Consider the following 14,290-nt stretch of genomic DNA (forward strand, 5'->3'; position numbering starts at 1 on the left):
GTGACCGTAAAATCACCCCATGAAAATTCTCATCTGCAACGACGACGGTTACCAGGCCTCGGGCATCATCGCCCTCTACGAAGCGCTCAAGACCATTGCAGATGTCGAGGTGGTGGCGCCCGAACAAAACAACAGCGCCAAATCCAATGCGCTGACCCTGCACTCGCCGATGTATGTGCAGACCGCGGCCAACGGTTTTCGTTACATCAACGGCACGCCCGCTGACTGCGTCCACATCTCGCTGACCGGCCTGCTGGGCTACCGGCCCGACCTCGTGGTGTCCGGTATCAACAACGGCGCCAATATGGGCGACGACACGATTTACTCGGGCACCGTGGGCGCGGCCATGGAGGGCTACCTGTTCGGCATTCCAGCCATTGCCTTTTCGCAAACCGAAAAGGGCTGGGCGCACATCGATGTCGCCGCCCGGCGTGCGGCCGAGCTGGTGCAGCAACTGATCCCTTCGCTGGAGACCATTGCTGAAGGCGCAGAGCCGACCGTGCCGCCCTGGTTGCTCAATGTGAACATTCCCAACCTGCCGGACGAGCAGATCCTGGGCGTTAAAGTGGCCAGGCTGGGGCGCCGCCATGCCGCCGAACGCGTCATCATGCAGACCAGCCCGCGCGGCGAGACCATGTACTGGATAGGTGGCGCCGGCCCTGCAAAAGAAGCCGGCGAGGGCACCGACTTCCATGCGACCGGCCAGGGGTTCATTTCCATCACACCGCTGCAGGTGGATCTGACCGACCACGAGCGCCTGCCTTACTGGGCCCAGACCGCGGCCCGCCTGACGCAGTCGCACTGAAAGCCTCGCCCATGAAACCCAGCCTCAAGCCGCCTTTCAACCCTTCCGCCAAGGCGCCGGCTGCGGCCACGCGCCCGGCATTTCCGGTGCGCCTCAAGCCTGACGCCGGCGTTCCATCTGCTACAAAATTGGTAGCGAAAGGTCTAGATACTGCAAGGGCTACAGGCCAAAATGGCTTGAAAAATCCCGTGCCTGCCGTATCCCGCGCTGCTTCCGCTGCACCCGTTCCCGCCGTGCGTCCCGGCGGTATCGGGCTTGACTCGCATGCGGTGCGCGCGCGCATGGTGGCCAGGCTGGCCGCGCAAGGTGTCAGCGATGCGCAGGTGCTGGCCGCCATGGGCGCGGTGGAGCGCCACCGCTTTGTCGATACCGCGCTGGTGAACCAGGCCTATGAAGACACCAGCCTGCCGATTGGGCTGGGCCAGACGATTTCAAAGCCCAATGTGGTGGCCCGCATGCTCGAGCTGCTGCGCCATGGCGTGCCCGGCAAGCTCGGTCGGGTGCTGGAGATCGGCACCGGTTGCGGCTACCAGGCCGCCGTGCTCAGCCACCTGGCAAGCGAGGTCTACAGCATCGAGCGCTTGCGCGGCCTTCACGACAAAGCCAGGGAGAACCTGCGGACACTACGGCTGCCCAATGTGCACCTGCTGTTCGGTGATGGCATGATGGGCTACGCCAAAGGCGCTCCCTATGCGGCCATCATTGCCGCGGCCGGCGGCGAGGCCATTCCGCCCGCCTGGATCGAGCAACTGGCCGTTGGAGGCCGCCTGGTGGCGCCCATGCAAACCGCCGGCGGCGCCCAGGCGCTGGTGGTGGTCGACAAAACCCCCCAGGGCGTCAGGCAAACCTTGCTCGAGGCGGTTCACTTTGTGCCTTTAAAATCAGGAACAAGCTGATCGGTACATCAGTACCCCGCCGGCGCCCCCTGGCGCTGCGGCCGGTTACAAACCATCGGCACCTGTCACAGCTGTCAGTCAAGATTGAAGACGAAAGAACCAATGAATCAAACCGTACGGTCAAACAGGCAATCAGCCCTGGTTGCCACAGGCTCAATCTCCAGCATAAGCACAAGCCCGGGCGGCCTGCACGGCGCCCGCTCCATGCTCGGCAGGATCGCCTTGCCGGCTGCGCTCGCGGCGGTGCTGCTGGTCGCGGCAGGCTGCGCATCGCGCTCGCCTACCCATGCCCCGGTCGAAGACCGCGGCACCGGCCTGTCGCGCCCTGTGCCGGGCGCTGTTGATCCGGGCAACGTCAAGCAGCTGCCGGGCTTTGAGAACGCCGGCAAGCCCGGCTACTACACCGTCAAGCCCGGCGACACCATGATCCGCATCGGCCTGGAAAATGGCCAGAACTGGCGCGACATCGTGCGCTGGAACAACCTGGAGAACCCCAACATCATCGAAGTGGGCCAGGTCCTGCGCGTGGTGCCGCCTGCCAGCGAAAGCGCTGTGGTGACCCGCCCTGTGTCCCCCGGCTCCGCCGCGGCATCGTCCACGCCGGCCCAGGCTGCCAGCGCGGCCAAGCCGGCCTCGGCGCCTGCTGCTGCAGCTGCCAGCCCTGCGCCGGCACCGGCGGCCACGGGCGACGAAGACATCGCCTGGATCTGGCCGGCCCAGGGCACCATGGTCGCGGGTTTTGACGAGGCCAAGAACAAAGGCCTGGACATCGCCGGCAAGCCCGGTGACGCCGTGATCGCCTCTGCCGATGGCCGTGTGGTGTATGCCGGCGCCGGCTTGCGCGGCTACGGCAACCTGATCATCCTCAAGCACAACAACACCTTCCTCACCGCCTACGCGCACAACCAGACCTTGCTCGTCAAGGAAGACCAGAGCGTCAAGAAGGGCCAGAAGATTGCCGAAATGGGCAACAGTGACGCGGACCGCGTGAAGCTGCATTTCGAGATCCGCCGCCAGGGCAAACCGGTCGACCCGGCCAAATACCTGCCCGCCAGGTAAGCGACTCGCGCCTACAACGCACGCAAAAAAGCCCGGCTCAGGTCCGGGCTTTTTTGTTGGCGGGCTCCCCCTCAGTGGGGCTGCAAAATCTCGTCGTAGCCGCGGCCCTTGAACTCGAGCAGGTCCAGCCCGTGGCCAAACGGGTCGGCCAGGCCTGCAATGCGCCCCCAGACGCGCTCGGCGACCGGCATTTCCAGCACGGCGCCGTATTGCTGGAGCCGCGCGACGGCAGCTTCAATGTCTTCCACCACAAAATCAAGGTGAACCGGCGTCCAGTGGCGGCCGTAGTGGCGCACGGCCTCGCTGCCGGCGCCGCTGGTGACAGGCCGGGTGCCCGGTGCGTTAAAGAGCAGGTCAATCGGGCTGCCGGCGCCGAGGATCTCCACAAAGTCGCTTTTGAAGCGGCGGCCCACCTGGAGACCGAGTCCCTCGGTGTAGAACGCGACAGCGCGCGCCATGTCGTCAACGTCGATGCAGATGCGAACTTCCATGCGCATTCCTTTGGTTCGTAAACAGATTCCCGGGTGTTCCAAAAATGGTACCGCAGCCTGAGACAATCGGTTGATGACAGAAGAAAGCCAGAACAAGCAGCCCCCCACGGCTGCAGACTACCCGCCGGATGTACTTGAGGTCGAGTCGCTTGACATCGAAGCGCAGGGCATCGCCCACAGGGCCGACGGCAAGGTGGTGTTTATTGAAGGCGCGCTGCCGTTTGAGCGGGTGACGGCCAATGTGTACCGCAAGAAGAGCAGCTTTGAAAAAGCCGTGGTGATGGCGATCCACAGCGAATCGCCCCAGCGCGTGCGCCCGGCCTGCCCGCATTTCGGCATGCACACCGGCGCTTGCGGCGGCTGCAAGATGCAGCACCTGCATGCGAGTGCACAGGTGGCCGTGAAGCAGCGCGTCCTTGAAGACAACCTCCAGCACATCGGCAAGCTCAAGGCGGACAACCTGCTGCGGCCCATCGAGGGGCCCGCGTGGGGCTACCGTTACCGCGCGCGCCTGTCGGTGCGTTATGTGCGCAAGAAGGGCGCGGTGCTGGTCGGGTTTCACGAGCGCAAAAGCGCTTATGTGGCCGACATGAGCGAATGCCATGTGTTGCCCCGGCATGTCAGCGACATGCTGCTTCCATTGCGCGCGCTGATCGCCGGCATGGACGCCAAGGAAACCATTCCACAGATCGAGCTGGCCTGCGGCGATGAGGTAACGGCGATGGTGTTGCGCCACATGGAGCCGCTCAGCGAGGGCGACCTGGCTCGGTTGCGCACGTTTGCTGCGGCGAACCCCGGCCTTCAGTGGTGGCTGCAGCCGGGCGGGCTGGAGACCGTGAAGCTGCTCGATGACGCCGTGCAGGAATTGAACTACGGCTTGCCCGAGTTCGGCATCACCATGCCCTTCAAGCCGACCGATTTCACCCAGGTGAACCCGCACATCAACCAGGTGCTGGTGTCGCGTGCGCTGCGTCTGCTGGCGGTGCAGCCCGATGAACGGGTGATCGACTGGTTTTGCGGCCTGGGCAATTTCACGCTGCCGCTGGCCACGCGTGCCCGCGAGGTGCTGGGCATTGAAGGCAGCGAAGTCCTGGTGACGCGTTCACGTGAGAATTTTGAACGAAACAAGGCTGCAGCCCATACGCGTCATGCACTTGCTGCTACTAAATTTGTAGCGCGCAACCTGTTTGAAATGACGCCCGCCATGCTGGTGAAAGATGGCTCGGCCGACAAATGGCTGGTCGATCCCCCACGCGAGGGTGCGTTTGAGTTATTCAAATCCCTGGCGGCCTTGCATCAGCAACTCGCCAGCGGTGTTCCGTGCGACGACGGCGAAAACCAGCAGAGCCTGGCGCTGGACGGCTGGACGCCGCCCAAACGCATTGTTTACGTGAGCTGCAACCCCGCCACCCTGGCGCGGGATGCCGGCGTGCTGGTGGACAGCGGTGCCTGGCGTTGCACGGCCGCCGGCGTGGTGAACATGTTCCCGCACACCGCGCACGTGGAGTCGATTGCGGTTTTTGAGCGGGTCTGACTGAACTGCAGGCGGCAATAAAAAAGGAGCCCGCAGGCTCCTTTTTTTGTAGGTGGCAGCGCGCTTTTAGTCGCGTTCGCCGCCGAAGATCCCCAGCAGGGCCAACAGGCTCTGGAAGATATTGAACAGGTCGAGGTAGATGGCCAGCGTGGCGCTGATGTAGTTGGTCTCGCCGCCGTCGATCACCTGTTTCAGGTCATACAGCAGGTAGGCGCTGAAAATCGCGATGGCCAGCGTGCTGATCACTGCCATCATCATGGTCGAGCCGACAAACACGTTGATGACGGCCGCCACCATGATGACCAGCGCGCCGGCAAAGAGCCATTTGCTCATGCCGCTCAGGTCGCGCTTGATGACGGTGGCCAGGCTGGCCATCACGAACATCACGCCGGCCGTGCCGGCAAAGGCGGTCATGACGAGCGAGGCGCCGTTGCTGAAGCCGAGCACCATGGCAATCATGCGCGAGAGCATCAGGCCCATGAAGAAGGTGAAACCCAGCAGCACAGGCACGCCCGCAGCTGAATTCTTGGTCTTCTCAATGGCGAAGATAAAACCGAAAGCGCCGCCGAGGAAAACGATCAGGCCCAGTCCGCCGCTGAGCGAGCGGGTGATGCCGGTGGCCACGCCCAGCCAGGCGCCGAGCACGGTAGGCAGCAGGCTCAGGGCCAGCAGCCAATAGGTATTGCGCAGGACCTTGTTGCGTTGCTCGACCGTTGAGGCTACGCCGTAGTCGAGGGTTTGAACATTGTCAGTCATGAGGGTCATCTCCAGGGCGCCAGCAAATGCAGGCAAGATTATTTTAGGGTGCAATGCCGTTTTTCCAGCCTTCACTCCCTACTTTTTGTAAGGGTTCTATAAGCTAATTTGCCCGCAATGCTGCTGAGGACGGGCGTCAAATTTGCGTATGCTCGGTATCTTTGCCAATAAAACCTCTGGGAATCCCGAAGATCATGAAATCCAAAGCAGTGCTTGAATCCGCCGACGTCAAAATCATCGCCGCCGCAGCGGAAGCAGAAGCCCTCAAGAACAACTGGGCCGTCACCATCGCCATCGTCGACGACGGCGGCCACCTGCTGCACCTGCAGCGCCTGGACGGCGCGCCGCCCATTTCCTCCCATATCGGGCCCGCCAAGGCCAACACGGCCGCCATGGGCCGCCGCGAGAGCAAGGTTTATGAAGATGTCATCAACGGCGGGCGCACATCCTTCCTGTCGGCGCCCTACATCCACGGCATGCTCGAAGGCGGCGTTCCCATCATCAAGGATGGCCAGTGCATCGGCGCCGTGGGCGTGAGCGGTGTGAAGTCCAGCGAAGATGCGCAAATTGCCCGCGCCGGCATCGCCGCCATCGGCCTGTAAACCGCACCCTTGACCCTGCAAAGGGGCATGAAAAAAGCCGACCACGGGGTCGGCTTTTTGTTGGGCGTACAGTCATCGGAAAAAAAGCCTGGCTAAACAACCTCGAGAGATCTGTGGCTGGCTAAAAACGACCTTGGGAGCTTGGTAGCCCCGGATCGCCCCACGATGAAACTGTTAAAACGGGTGTCTGCTTACTTGGTCAGGATCAACTTGCCCAGGCGCGTGGCCTGCAGGCGGTAGGTCGACCCGTTGTGGTTGATTTCCACGGCCTTTTGCCCGCGCAGGATTTCGGCGCTGTTCACGCAGCCGGCAGTGCCGACCGATGCCTGGCCGCTTGAGACGGTCTCTGTGTACGCGGGAGCGCGGGCAGGAAGGCTCAAAGTATGGGAAGCGGGGGAAGGCATGGCGATGGACATGATGATTAAACCTGTTTGGGTTTCGTTGGGTTAATGATAACCATTCTCATTTAAAAGTCAAGCGAATTTTGGCTGCGGTGCTTTTTAAATGTCAAAAAAAGCCTGCGTAGCGTGTTGCCGGCAGGCCGGGATCGCCTGGCTTAGTTCTTCGGCTCGGTGATAAAGCCGATCTTGCGCAGGCCGGCCTGCTGCGCGGCTGCCATCGCCTGCGCCACGCGCTCGTAACGCACCGATTTGTCGCCGCGGATGTGCAGGTCGGGCTGGGGGTTTTGCGCCGCCGACGCCTTCAGCTGGGTGACCAGCGCTTCGTCGGAAATCTTCGCTTCGTTCAGGAAGTAGCTGCCCTCGGCATCCACGCTCAGGCGGATGGTTTCCGGCTTGATGTTCTGCGCTTCATTGGAGGCGCGCGGCAGGTCGATATTGACGGAATGCTTCATCACGGGGACCGTGATGATGAAGATGATGAGCAGCACCAGCATGATGTCCACCATGGGCGTCATGTTGATCTCGTTCATCACCTCGTCGCTGTCGTCTTGGGTTCCAAAGGCCATGGTGCTTCTCGGTCACTGAATAGAGGCCCCGCAGCTTTCGGGCGGGCGGAGCGGGATGGATGGGCTGGCGTTCAGGCCTTCTTCATGGGCACAACATTGGCCTGGCCGCCGGCGCTCACGCGGGCGCCGGTGACGAAGTAGGCGTGCAGGTCGTGTGCAAAGCGGCTGAGTTTTTGCAGCACGCCCTTGTTGCCGCGCACCAGCGCGTTGTAGCCCAGCACCGCGGGGATGGCAACCGCCAGGCCCAGCGCCGTCATGATCAGCGACTCGCCGATCGGGCCGGCCACCTTGTCGATGGTCGCCTGGCCGGCTGCGCCGATGGACAGCAGCGCATGGTAGATGCCCCACACGGTGCCGAAGAGGCCTACAAAGGGGGCGGTGGAGCCGACCGAGGCCAGGATGGCCAGGCCGGACTGCAGCTTGCCGGTGAATTCGTCGATGGTGTTGCGCAGCGTGCGCGTGACCCAGTCGCTCACGTCCAGCGCGTCATGCAGGTGCGCCTTGGTGTTGCGGTGGTGCAGGGTGGCTTCACGGCCTTCCAGGGCGAGCTGGCGGAACGGGTTGGTGGGGTCGGCGCCCAGCTTGGTCAGGCCTGCGGCGAAGTCTTCGCTGTGCCAGAAGTCTTCGGAGACGCGGGCGATCTTCTTGTACTTGATGAGGTCAAGCGTCTTGATGATGATGACCATCCAGGAGGCCAGTGACATGACCAGCAAGAGCACAGCCACCGATTTGGTGACGATATCGCCCTGGCTCCAGACGTTGGCAAGGCCGAATTGGGAATTCATGACTTCAATACTCCACAGTTATCAGAAAAAACTTATTCAAGAACGAAATTGATGGGCACGTTGAACCACATGGCTTCGGGCACACCGCCGCGTTTGCCGGGCACATAACGCCAGCGCATCACGGTGGTGACGGCCGCCTGGTCGAGCCGGTCAAAACCGCTGGACTGGCGGATTTCGGATTTCTGCGGCAGACCGTCGGCGCCGATCAACACGCGTACGATCACTTTGCCTTGTTCACCCAGGCGCTTGCTGATGGGCGGGTAGGGCGGCTTGGGGTTTTGCAGGTAGTCGGCGTCGCTGGAGGGCAACTGCACGGCGGGCGGTGAAGGCGGTGCGACGGGGGCCACAGCCACGGGTGCCGGCGGCAACGGCGGCGTGACGACGCCGGTCGGCGCATTGGGCGACGGCGTTGGATCCGTGATGGCCAGGGGCTGGGGTGCGGGTTGCACGGGCGCTTTGGCGACGGCCTTTTTCTGCACCACCGGAGGTGTCGGCGGTGTCGGGGGAACGGGCTCGACTTTGGGGGCTGGCGGATCGACGAACTGCGTGAGTATTTCCGCGGGAACAATGACTTCAGCGGCGCGCATCAGCAGGCCGCTTTGCAGGGCCCAGATAAACGCGACGTGCAGGCCCACAACCACCAGTGCGATCACGGCATTGCGGCTCAAGGGCTGGCGCGGCGCGGGAGGGCGCGGGGCGCTGGAGAAGGCGGTGGCGGGCATCGGGGGATGGGTGGGGTGAATGGGTGAATCGCCGCGTGCTGCTCGCAGGCGGGACCAAAAATTAGGGATTGAGAATTGGATCAGGATTGGCGGCGAAAGATCCAACAGGTGCAGCCTGTTACCAGAAGCAGGCTAACCGGAAGCGCGGCTATCAGGGCTGTGGAGAGTGTTGCGAGATGTTCCATGGGCTGCCTTCCAAAGTGTGGGTGGCGAGCTTGATATTGGCGGTCGGGCAGCTGGTGCTGCACTGCGCGACCACATCGCGGGCGCAGCCTTCGCATTGGCCGCACTGGGTGGCTACGCCGAGTTCGAACTGGATCTCGTCAAAGCCGAGGCCTGCACGCGCATGGCGGGCAATTTCGCGGTCAGAGATTCGGCGGCAGACGCAAACGATCATGGATTGGCTTGGCTGTTGATGGATTCAATCGGTGAAGCAATTATAAATGCGAATCTGTCGCATTTGCAATCGAGTATCCAGTTTATTTGCCGCAGAAAGGACAGCGACGGGGCGTGCAAGCGTCCGCATTTTCCGTTTGCGCGGAAGTTTTATTATCAAAACACCCGCTAGCCATTGCTGGTATTGGACTATTAGCTATCAAATTAGTAGCGCCCGGGCCTGGAGGCAAACCGCCGGAAACAGCCGGTTTCGCGGTTTGGGGGCCCCGGCCAGCCGCCAAAGACCCTTTCAGCGACTGGTTTGGGCCGGGTGGATGGCCTTAAACCTCAGCCCACATGCGAAGCAGGTTGTGATAACAACCCGTGAGCCGGACGACTTCCGGGCTTTCGGCTGCGCCCTGGGCGGCGCGCTCAAGGTCTTTCTGGCGCAGCGAGGTGATCGCCATGTCCATTTCGTACAAAAGCCGGCGCTGGGCATCGGAGCGGACCATGCTTTCGATCCAGAAAAACGAGGCCAGGCGTTCGCCGCGGGTGACGGGCTCCACGCGGTGCACCGAGGTGCCCGGGTACATCACGAGGTCGCCCGCCTCGAACTTGATGCGCTGCTCGCCGTAGGTGTCCTGCACCACCAGTTCGCCGCCGTCGTAGCTGGCCGGGTCGCTGAGGAACAGGGTGCAGGAGATGTCGGTGCGCACGTGGCGCGCGGTGGCGGCGTGCGTGCGCACGGCGTTGTCGATGTGGTTGCCGAAGTTGTTGGCGCCCCCGCCGTAGCGGTTAAAGAGCGGCGGATAGACCGACTTGGGCAGCGCGCCGGTGACGAACATCGGGTTGCGGGCCAGCGCGACCGACACGATGTGGCGCGCCTGCTGGGCGGCGGGCAGCTCTTCAGGCAGCTGCAGGTTGTTCTTGACGGCGCCGCTCTGGCTGCCGGCGGTGATGCGGCCGTCGGCCCAGTCGGCGGCCAGGATCAGCTTGCGCACCTGCGCGAGTTCGTCCGGCTGAAGGGCTTGATGAATGCGAAGCAGCATGGTGGGGCTTCCCGAAAACGACTGAAACAAAAAAGGGCACCCGGAGTATCCCCCAGGTGCCCAAGAACTCACTTTGTTAAATCAGAACTTGCTGGTGAGCGTCACGCGCACGCTGCGCGCATCGCCAGGCGCCACAAAGCCGCGGTACAGCGTGTTGTAGTAGACCTTGTCAAACAGGTTGTCGATGTTGAGCTTGACGGTATTGCCTTCGCTGATGCGGTATTCCAGCAATGCATCGGCTTTCACGTAGCCGGGCGCGCGGTTGGTGGAGGTAACGCTGTTGGCCGGCTTGTTGGTGCTGACGGCGGTGAAGCCGCCGCCGATGCGCCACTTGTCGCCGATGCGGTAGGTGGTAAACAAGGTAGCCTGGCGGCTTGGGCTCAGGCCGGGGTTCTGCCCGACTTCAGCCTGGCCGGCTGCGTTGGAGCCCGACTTGTCGATCCGGGCTTTCAGGAAGCCGATACCGGCAAACACATCCCACTGCGGCGTCAGACGGCCGGCGACCTCGAATTCCAGCGCGTCGGTATGGCGTTTGCCGGACAGCAGATAGGAATTGGTGTTGGTGTCGATGTCGGTGTTGCGCTCGTTGTACTTCTCGGTGCGGGCAAGGGCCGCGCGCAGCGACAGGTCGCCGCCGTAGAGCTCCCATTTGGCGCCGATCTCCATGTTGCGGCTGCTCTCAGGCGCCGTGTTGGCCGAGTTCGGGTCGAACTGGTACAGGTCGCCTGAAGTGTTGAACGACGTGCCGTAGGCCGCGTAGTAGCTGACCTCGTCGGTCGGCTGGTACATGATGCCAAGGCGTTTGCTCAGCAAGCTGTCGGACCTGGAAAGCCTTCCGTTGTTGGGCGGCACGCCCGTGGGGCGGTCGTAGTCGGCCTTGAAGTTGTCGACGCGCAGGCCGGCGACCAGTTTCCAGTAAGGCGTGAGGTCAATCGTGTCCTGCATGTACAGGCCCAGCGTGGTCGCCTTGAACGACGTTTCCAGGCGCTGCGTGAAGTTACCGCCGATGCCGGTGCTGATCGGGTTGCCCACGGTGGTGCCCGGTTTCGCGCCTGTCAGGAGCGGGTAGCTCAGGCGGTCGGAATTCTCGACCGCGTACTCGGCGCCGATGAGCAGGCTGTTCTTGCGCCCGAACCATTGCGTGGTGGTGAGGTAGTCGGTCTGCAGGAAGGTGTGGTGCTCGTTACCGGCCTTGGCATTGCCCGCGCTGGTGTTGCCGCGGCTGACACCGGTGTTGGCGTTCAGGTTGGCCAGGGTGGTGCCGGCGACAAAGCTGGCCTGCGTGGCACGCAGCGTGCGCGAGTAGTAGCCGTCGCGCACCGTGGTCTTCAGGCTGCTGCCGTCGGTCCAGCGGTGGGTATGGCTCAGGGTGAGGGCGTCCGCCTTGTCGTTCTGGAAGTCCGTGTTCAGGCCATACCAGTACTTTTCGGTCAACGGCGCGGGCCGGCTGTTGAACCAGCCAAAGCCCCAGTCGGGCTTGTCGTTGTAATGCAGGTGGTAGTAGCTGATTTCGAATTCATTGGCGGTGCCGATGCCGAAGCGGTAGTCCAGCGCCAGGCCGCGGCGGTGGGTGGACGCGCTGGCGTTTTCGCCGCGGCCGTCGCCGTCCGTGGCCATGGCGTTGATGCGGAAGGCCGCGTCGTCGCCCAGCTTGAAGTTGAAGTCGCCCTGGTAGCGCTGGTAGCCCTTGGTGCCGACGGTGGCGTTCACCTCGTGCTCGGTGATCAGGCGGGGTTGTTTGCTGACCTGGTTGATCACGCCGCCGGTGGAGCCGCGGCCGAACAGCATGGACGCCGCGCCGCGCAGCACTTCCACGCGCTCGACGTTGAAGAGGTCGCGGTTGTATTGGGCGATGTCGCGCATGCCGTCGGAATACATGTCGCCGGCTGCGCTGAAGCCGCGCAGGCGGATGTTGTCGCCGACGCGGCCGCCTTCGCCGGCCTCAAAGGTGATGCCGATGACGTTTTCGAGCGCGCTCTTGAAGCTGTCCTTGCCCTGGTCGTGAATGAGCTTTTCATTCACCACTGTCAGTGACTGCGGGATGTCCTTGGCCGGCACCGGCATCTTGCCGACGCTGGTGACGCCGCTTTGGTAGGTCTGGTTTTCGCGGTCGCGGGCGCCAGTGACGGTGACAGTCGACAGGCTCTTGCCCTCGGTTTGTGTGGCGGCGGCCGGCGTCCCCGCAGTGGGCGCGGGCGTAACGCTTTGCGCCCAGCCGGACACCGACACTGCCAGCATCAGCGCGCCCAGCGGGAGCAGGGCTTTGTCGGACGATGCGGCAGGGGTGGCCGCGGGGTTGGTGAGGGCGGAGAAAGAAGCGGCGCCGGAGAGGCGCGTTTTTTTATTGCGCGCCAGACGTGCAGCGCGAGCGGAAGGGTGTGCCAAGGTGGCCTCCAAGCGGGGCCCAACCTGAGCGCAGGCGGGGCCGGGTTTCAAAAGTTGCTTGGCTGGCCCGGCGAATTCCCTGGGGAACGCGGGTTGGCTGGCATGTAGTTTTCCGCAAAGAAGTTTATATCAAATGATAATGATTCGTAATATCTTGTTTCGGAATGATGAAGAAATTCCTTTAAAAACAGGGGTTTGTGGCGAAAAAGCAAAAACTGAAGTGTTCAGAATCTGGCCAAGACCGCTTCACCGCCTGGCGCGGCAAGGTATGTCAAAACGATCAGGCCGTTGCAGCCTGGCAGGCGCAGGGCGGCAAACCAAATCCATGAATGGGGCCGCAGAAACGACAACGGGGCCCAGAGGCCCCGTGTTGGATGTGCCAGCCGGTACGGCGACTGCGCCCGGCGGCTTTTGATTCACCCGCTTTCGGCAAAGCGCCTTAGCTGAACTCACCCATCTGGCTTTGCAGGTAATTCTGGATGCCGACCTTGCCGACCAGATCGATCTGGGTTTCCAGGAAGTCGATGTGCTCTTCGGTGTCGTCCAGGATTTCCTGCAGCAGGTCGCGCGAGACATAGTCGCGCACGCTTTCGCAGTGGGCAATGCCGTCCTTGATGGTCGCTTGCGCGCCGGTTTCGGCTTTGAGGTCGCAGTTCAGGGCCTCGACCACGTCTTCACCGATCATGAGTTTGCCCAGATCCTGCAGGTTGGGCAGGCCGTCAAGCATGAAGATGCGGTCCATCAATTTGTCGGCGTGTTTCATCTCGCCGATGGATTCTTCGTATTCCTTCTTGGCCAGCTTGTCCAGGCCCCAGTGCTTGTACATGCGGTAGTGCAGGAAGTACTGGTTGATGGCTGTCAGTTCGTTCTTGAGCTGCGCCTGCAGGTGAACGATGACTTGTGCGTCGCCTTTCATGTGAATTCCTTGTTTGTTTGTATTGCGGATCGCCCATTGTCACTGGGCGAGGGCCGCAACTCAAGCATTACCCTGCTGGCGCGGTCTGTCTGCGTTTGATTGTGATAACCGTTCGTATTGCAAACGGCCCGCCTCCAGACGCAGCTTGTATGTTGAGGATCAGCGCTCGGCGAATGCGCGTTCAACCACAAAGTGGCCGGCGTGCTGCATGTTGCCTTCGTCAAAGCCCTGGGCTTCGAGCATGGCCTTGATGTCGCGCAGCATGTCGGGGCTGCCGCACAGCATGATGCGATCGTTCTCGGTAGAAATCTTCGGCAGGCCCAGGTCGGTGTAGATCTTGCCCGACTGCATGAGCTCGGTGATGCGGCCTTCGTTGCGAAAGCGCTCACGCGTCACGGTGGGGTAGTACATCAGGCGGCCGCGCACCAGCTCGCCCAGAAACTCGTGCTCGTGCAGCTCGTGTTCGATCAGTCCGCGGTAGGCCAGCTCTGCGCTGGTGCGGCAGCCGTGCACCAGCACGACGCGCTCAAAGCGCTCATAGGTGTCCGGGTCCTTGATCAGCGAGAGGAAGGGCGCCAGGCCGGTGCCGGTAGCCAGCAGCCACAGCGTTTTGCCGGGCAGCAGGTTTTGCAGCAGCAGCGTGCCGGTGGGCTTGCGGCCCACCAGAATGTCGTCGCCGGGCTTCAGGTGCTGCAGGCGCGACGTGAGCGGGCCGTCGGGCACCTTGATGCTGAAGAACTCGAGCTGGTCTTCGTGGTTGGCGCTGGCCACGCTGTAGGCGCGCATCAGCGGTTTGCCGTCCACGGGCAGGCCGATCATGGTGAACTGGCCGTTGACAAAGCGAAAGCCCGAGTCGCGCGTGGCGGTGAAGCTAAACAGCGTGTCGGTCCAGTGGTGGACGGAAATAATGCGTTCGGTGTTGAAGGCGCTCATGAGAAGAAGAGGATG

General features: G+C 62.5%; 16 protein-coding genes. 5 read left to right on the forward strand and 11 right to left on the reverse strand.

What is annotated here, in order from left to right; all coding sequences use genetic code 11:
• Positions 1–19 precede the first annotated feature (19 nt).
• From surE to DT070_RS14805, 3 genes are all read left to right on the forward strand, one after another.
• Positions 20–805, forward strand: coding sequence for a 5'/3'-nucleotidase SurE (surE, locus tag DT070_RS14795; protein ID WP_122956093.1), 786 nt, complete (start codon positions 20–22; stop codon positions 803–805).
• Positions 806–816: 11 nt separating this feature from the next.
• Positions 817–1,701 (forward strand): protein-L-isoaspartate(D-aspartate) O-methyltransferase, encoded by an 885-nt coding sequence (locus DT070_RS14800; protein WP_228778488.1) that lies wholly within the window; start codon positions 817–819, stop codon positions 1,699–1,701.
• A 204-nt stretch (positions 1,702–1,905) separates the two neighbouring features.
• Complete coding sequence (locus DT070_RS14805) at positions 1,906–2,760, forward strand: peptidoglycan DD-metalloendopeptidase family protein (RefSeq protein ID WP_122956095.1); 855 nt, start codon at positions 1,906–1,908, stop codon at positions 2,758–2,760.
• A 71-nt stretch (positions 2,761–2,831) separates the two neighbouring features.
• Here the strand turns inward: DT070_RS14805 and DT070_RS14810 are convergent, their stop codons facing one another.
• Entirely contained in the window at positions 2,832–3,251 is a 420-nt protein-coding gene (locus DT070_RS14810; RefSeq protein WP_122956096.1) for a VOC family protein, read from the reverse strand.
• Positions 3,252–3,324: 73 nt separating this feature from the next.
• Here DT070_RS14810 and rlmD point away from each other — a divergent pair, with 73 nt between their 5' ends.
• Entirely contained in the window at positions 3,325–4,785 is a 1,461-nt protein-coding gene (rlmD, locus tag DT070_RS14815) for a 23S rRNA (uracil(1939)-C(5))-methyltransferase RlmD (RefSeq protein ID WP_122956097.1), read from the forward strand.
• Positions 4,786–4,851: 66 nt separating this feature from the next.
• Here rlmD and DT070_RS14820 read toward each other — a convergent pair whose 3' ends face one another.
• The gene (locus tag DT070_RS14820) at positions 4,852–5,541 is read right to left on the reverse strand and encodes a Bax inhibitor-1/YccA family protein (RefSeq protein ID WP_122957422.1); all 690 of its coding nucleotides are present in this window, start codon (positions 5,539–5,541) and stop codon (positions 4,852–4,854) included.
• A gap of 194 nt (positions 5,542–5,735) precedes the next feature.
• Here DT070_RS14820 and DT070_RS14825 point away from each other — a divergent pair, with 194 nt between their 5' ends.
• Complete coding sequence (locus DT070_RS14825) at positions 5,736–6,143, forward strand: heme-binding protein (RefSeq protein ID WP_122956098.1); 408 nt, start codon at positions 5,736–5,738, stop codon at positions 6,141–6,143.
• Between the two features lie 191 nt (positions 6,144–6,334).
• Here the strand turns inward: DT070_RS14825 and DT070_RS14830 are convergent, their stop codons facing one another.
• The 9 genes from DT070_RS14830 to DT070_RS14870 all read right to left on the reverse strand — a co-directional run bounded on the left by DT070_RS14830 (position 6,335) and on the right by DT070_RS14870 (position 14,275).
• On the reverse strand, positions 6,335–6,559 hold the full coding sequence (locus tag DT070_RS14830) for a hemin uptake protein HemP (protein ID WP_122956099.1): 225 nt from the start codon (positions 6,557–6,559) through the stop codon (positions 6,335–6,337).
• A gap of 140 nt (positions 6,560–6,699) precedes the next feature.
• Complete coding sequence (locus DT070_RS14835; protein ID WP_092126439.1) at positions 6,700–7,110, reverse strand: biopolymer transporter ExbD; 411 nt, start codon at positions 7,108–7,110, stop codon at positions 6,700–6,702.
• Between the two features lie 71 nt (positions 7,111–7,181).
• Positions 7,182–7,895 carry a MotA/TolQ/ExbB proton channel family protein gene (locus DT070_RS14840; RefSeq protein WP_122956100.1) on the reverse strand — a complete coding sequence of 238 codons (714 nt, stop codon included), beginning with the start codon at positions 7,893–7,895 and terminating at the stop codon, positions 7,182–7,184.
• Positions 7,896–7,927: 32 nt separating this feature from the next.
• The gene (locus tag DT070_RS14845; protein WP_122956101.1) at positions 7,928–8,617 is read right to left on the reverse strand and encodes an energy transducer TonB; all 690 of its coding nucleotides are present in this window, start codon (positions 8,615–8,617) and stop codon (positions 7,928–7,930) included.
• Between the two features lie 151 nt (positions 8,618–8,768).
• Positions 8,769–9,014 carry a bacterioferritin-associated ferredoxin gene (locus DT070_RS14850; protein ID WP_122956102.1) on the reverse strand — a complete coding sequence of 82 codons (246 nt, stop codon included), beginning with the start codon at positions 9,012–9,014 and terminating at the stop codon, positions 8,769–8,771.
• Positions 9,015–9,333: 319 nt separating this feature from the next.
• On the reverse strand, positions 9,334–10,041 hold the full coding sequence (locus DT070_RS14855; protein ID WP_122956103.1) for a Fe2+-dependent dioxygenase: 708 nt from the start codon (positions 10,039–10,041) through the stop codon (positions 9,334–9,336).
• Between the two features lie 81 nt (positions 10,042–10,122).
• Positions 10,123–12,426, reverse strand: a complete 2,304-nt coding sequence (locus DT070_RS14860) for a TonB-dependent siderophore receptor (protein WP_153976357.1) — start codon at positions 12,424–12,426, stop codon at positions 10,123–10,125.
• A gap of 439 nt (positions 12,427–12,865) precedes the next feature.
• Positions 12,866–13,342 (reverse strand): bacterioferritin, encoded by a 477-nt coding sequence (gene bfr / locus DT070_RS14865; protein ID WP_122956105.1) that lies wholly within the window; start codon positions 13,340–13,342, stop codon positions 12,866–12,868.
• 159 nt (positions 13,343–13,501) lie between these two features.
• Positions 13,502–14,275 (reverse strand): ferredoxin--NADP reductase, encoded by a 774-nt coding sequence (locus tag DT070_RS14870; protein WP_122956106.1) that lies wholly within the window; start codon positions 14,273–14,275, stop codon positions 13,502–13,504.
• Positions 14,276–14,290: the final 15 nt, after the last annotated feature.

The organism is Polaromonas sp. SP1, assembly GCF_003711205.1.
Lineage (GTDB): Bacteria > Pseudomonadota > Gammaproteobacteria > Burkholderiales > Burkholderiaceae_C > Polaromonas.

Excerpts from the sequence above, each read along its gene's own strand:
- DT070_RS14845 (WP_122956101.1), bottom strand. The coding sequence starts at position 8,617 with ATGCCCGCCACCGCCTTCTCCAGCGCCCCGCGCCCTCCCGCGCCGCGC.
- surE (WP_122956093.1), top strand. The coding sequence starts at position 20 with ATGAAAATTCTCATCTGCAACGACGACGGTTACCAGGCCTCGGGCATC.
- DT070_RS14855 (WP_122956103.1), bottom strand. The coding sequence starts at position 10,041 with ATGCTGCTTCGCATTCATCAAGCCCTTCAGCCGGACGAACTCGCGCAG.
- DT070_RS14800 (WP_228778488.1), top strand. The coding sequence starts at position 817 with ATGAAACCCAGCCTCAAGCCGCCTTTCAACCCTTCCGCCAAGGCGCCG.
- rlmD (WP_122956097.1), top strand. The coding sequence starts at position 3,325 with ATGACAGAAGAAAGCCAGAACAAGCAGCCCCCCACGGCTGCAGACTAC.
- DT070_RS14835 (WP_092126439.1), bottom strand. The coding sequence starts at position 7,110 with ATGGCCTTTGGAACCCAAGACGACAGCGACGAGGTGATGAACGAGATC.
- bfr (WP_122956105.1), bottom strand. The coding sequence starts at position 13,342 with ATGAAAGGCGACGCACAAGTCATCGTTCACCTGCAGGCGCAGCTCAAG.
- DT070_RS14830 (WP_122956099.1), bottom strand. The coding sequence starts at position 6,559 with ATGTCCATCGCCATGCCTTCCCCCGCTTCCCATACTTTGAGCCTTCCT.
- DT070_RS14870 (WP_122956106.1), bottom strand. The coding sequence starts at position 14,275 with ATGAGCGCCTTCAACACCGAACGCATTATTTCCGTCCACCACTGGACC.
- DT070_RS14850 (WP_122956102.1), bottom strand. The coding sequence starts at position 9,014 with ATGATCGTTTGCGTCTGCCGCCGAATCTCTGACCGCGAAATTGCCCGC.
- DT070_RS14805 (WP_122956095.1), top strand. The coding sequence starts at position 1,906 with ATGCTCGGCAGGATCGCCTTGCCGGCTGCGCTCGCGGCGGTGCTGCTG.
- DT070_RS14825 (WP_122956098.1), top strand. The coding sequence starts at position 5,736 with ATGAAATCCAAAGCAGTGCTTGAATCCGCCGACGTCAAAATCATCGCC.
- DT070_RS14810 (WP_122956096.1), bottom strand. The coding sequence starts at position 3,251 with ATGGAAGTTCGCATCTGCATCGACGTTGACGACATGGCGCGCGCTGTC.
- DT070_RS14820 (WP_122957422.1), bottom strand. The coding sequence starts at position 5,541 with ATGACTGACAATGTTCAAACCCTCGACTACGGCGTAGCCTCAACGGTC.
- DT070_RS14840 (WP_122956100.1), bottom strand. The coding sequence starts at position 7,895 with ATGAATTCCCAATTCGGCCTTGCCAACGTCTGGAGCCAGGGCGATATC.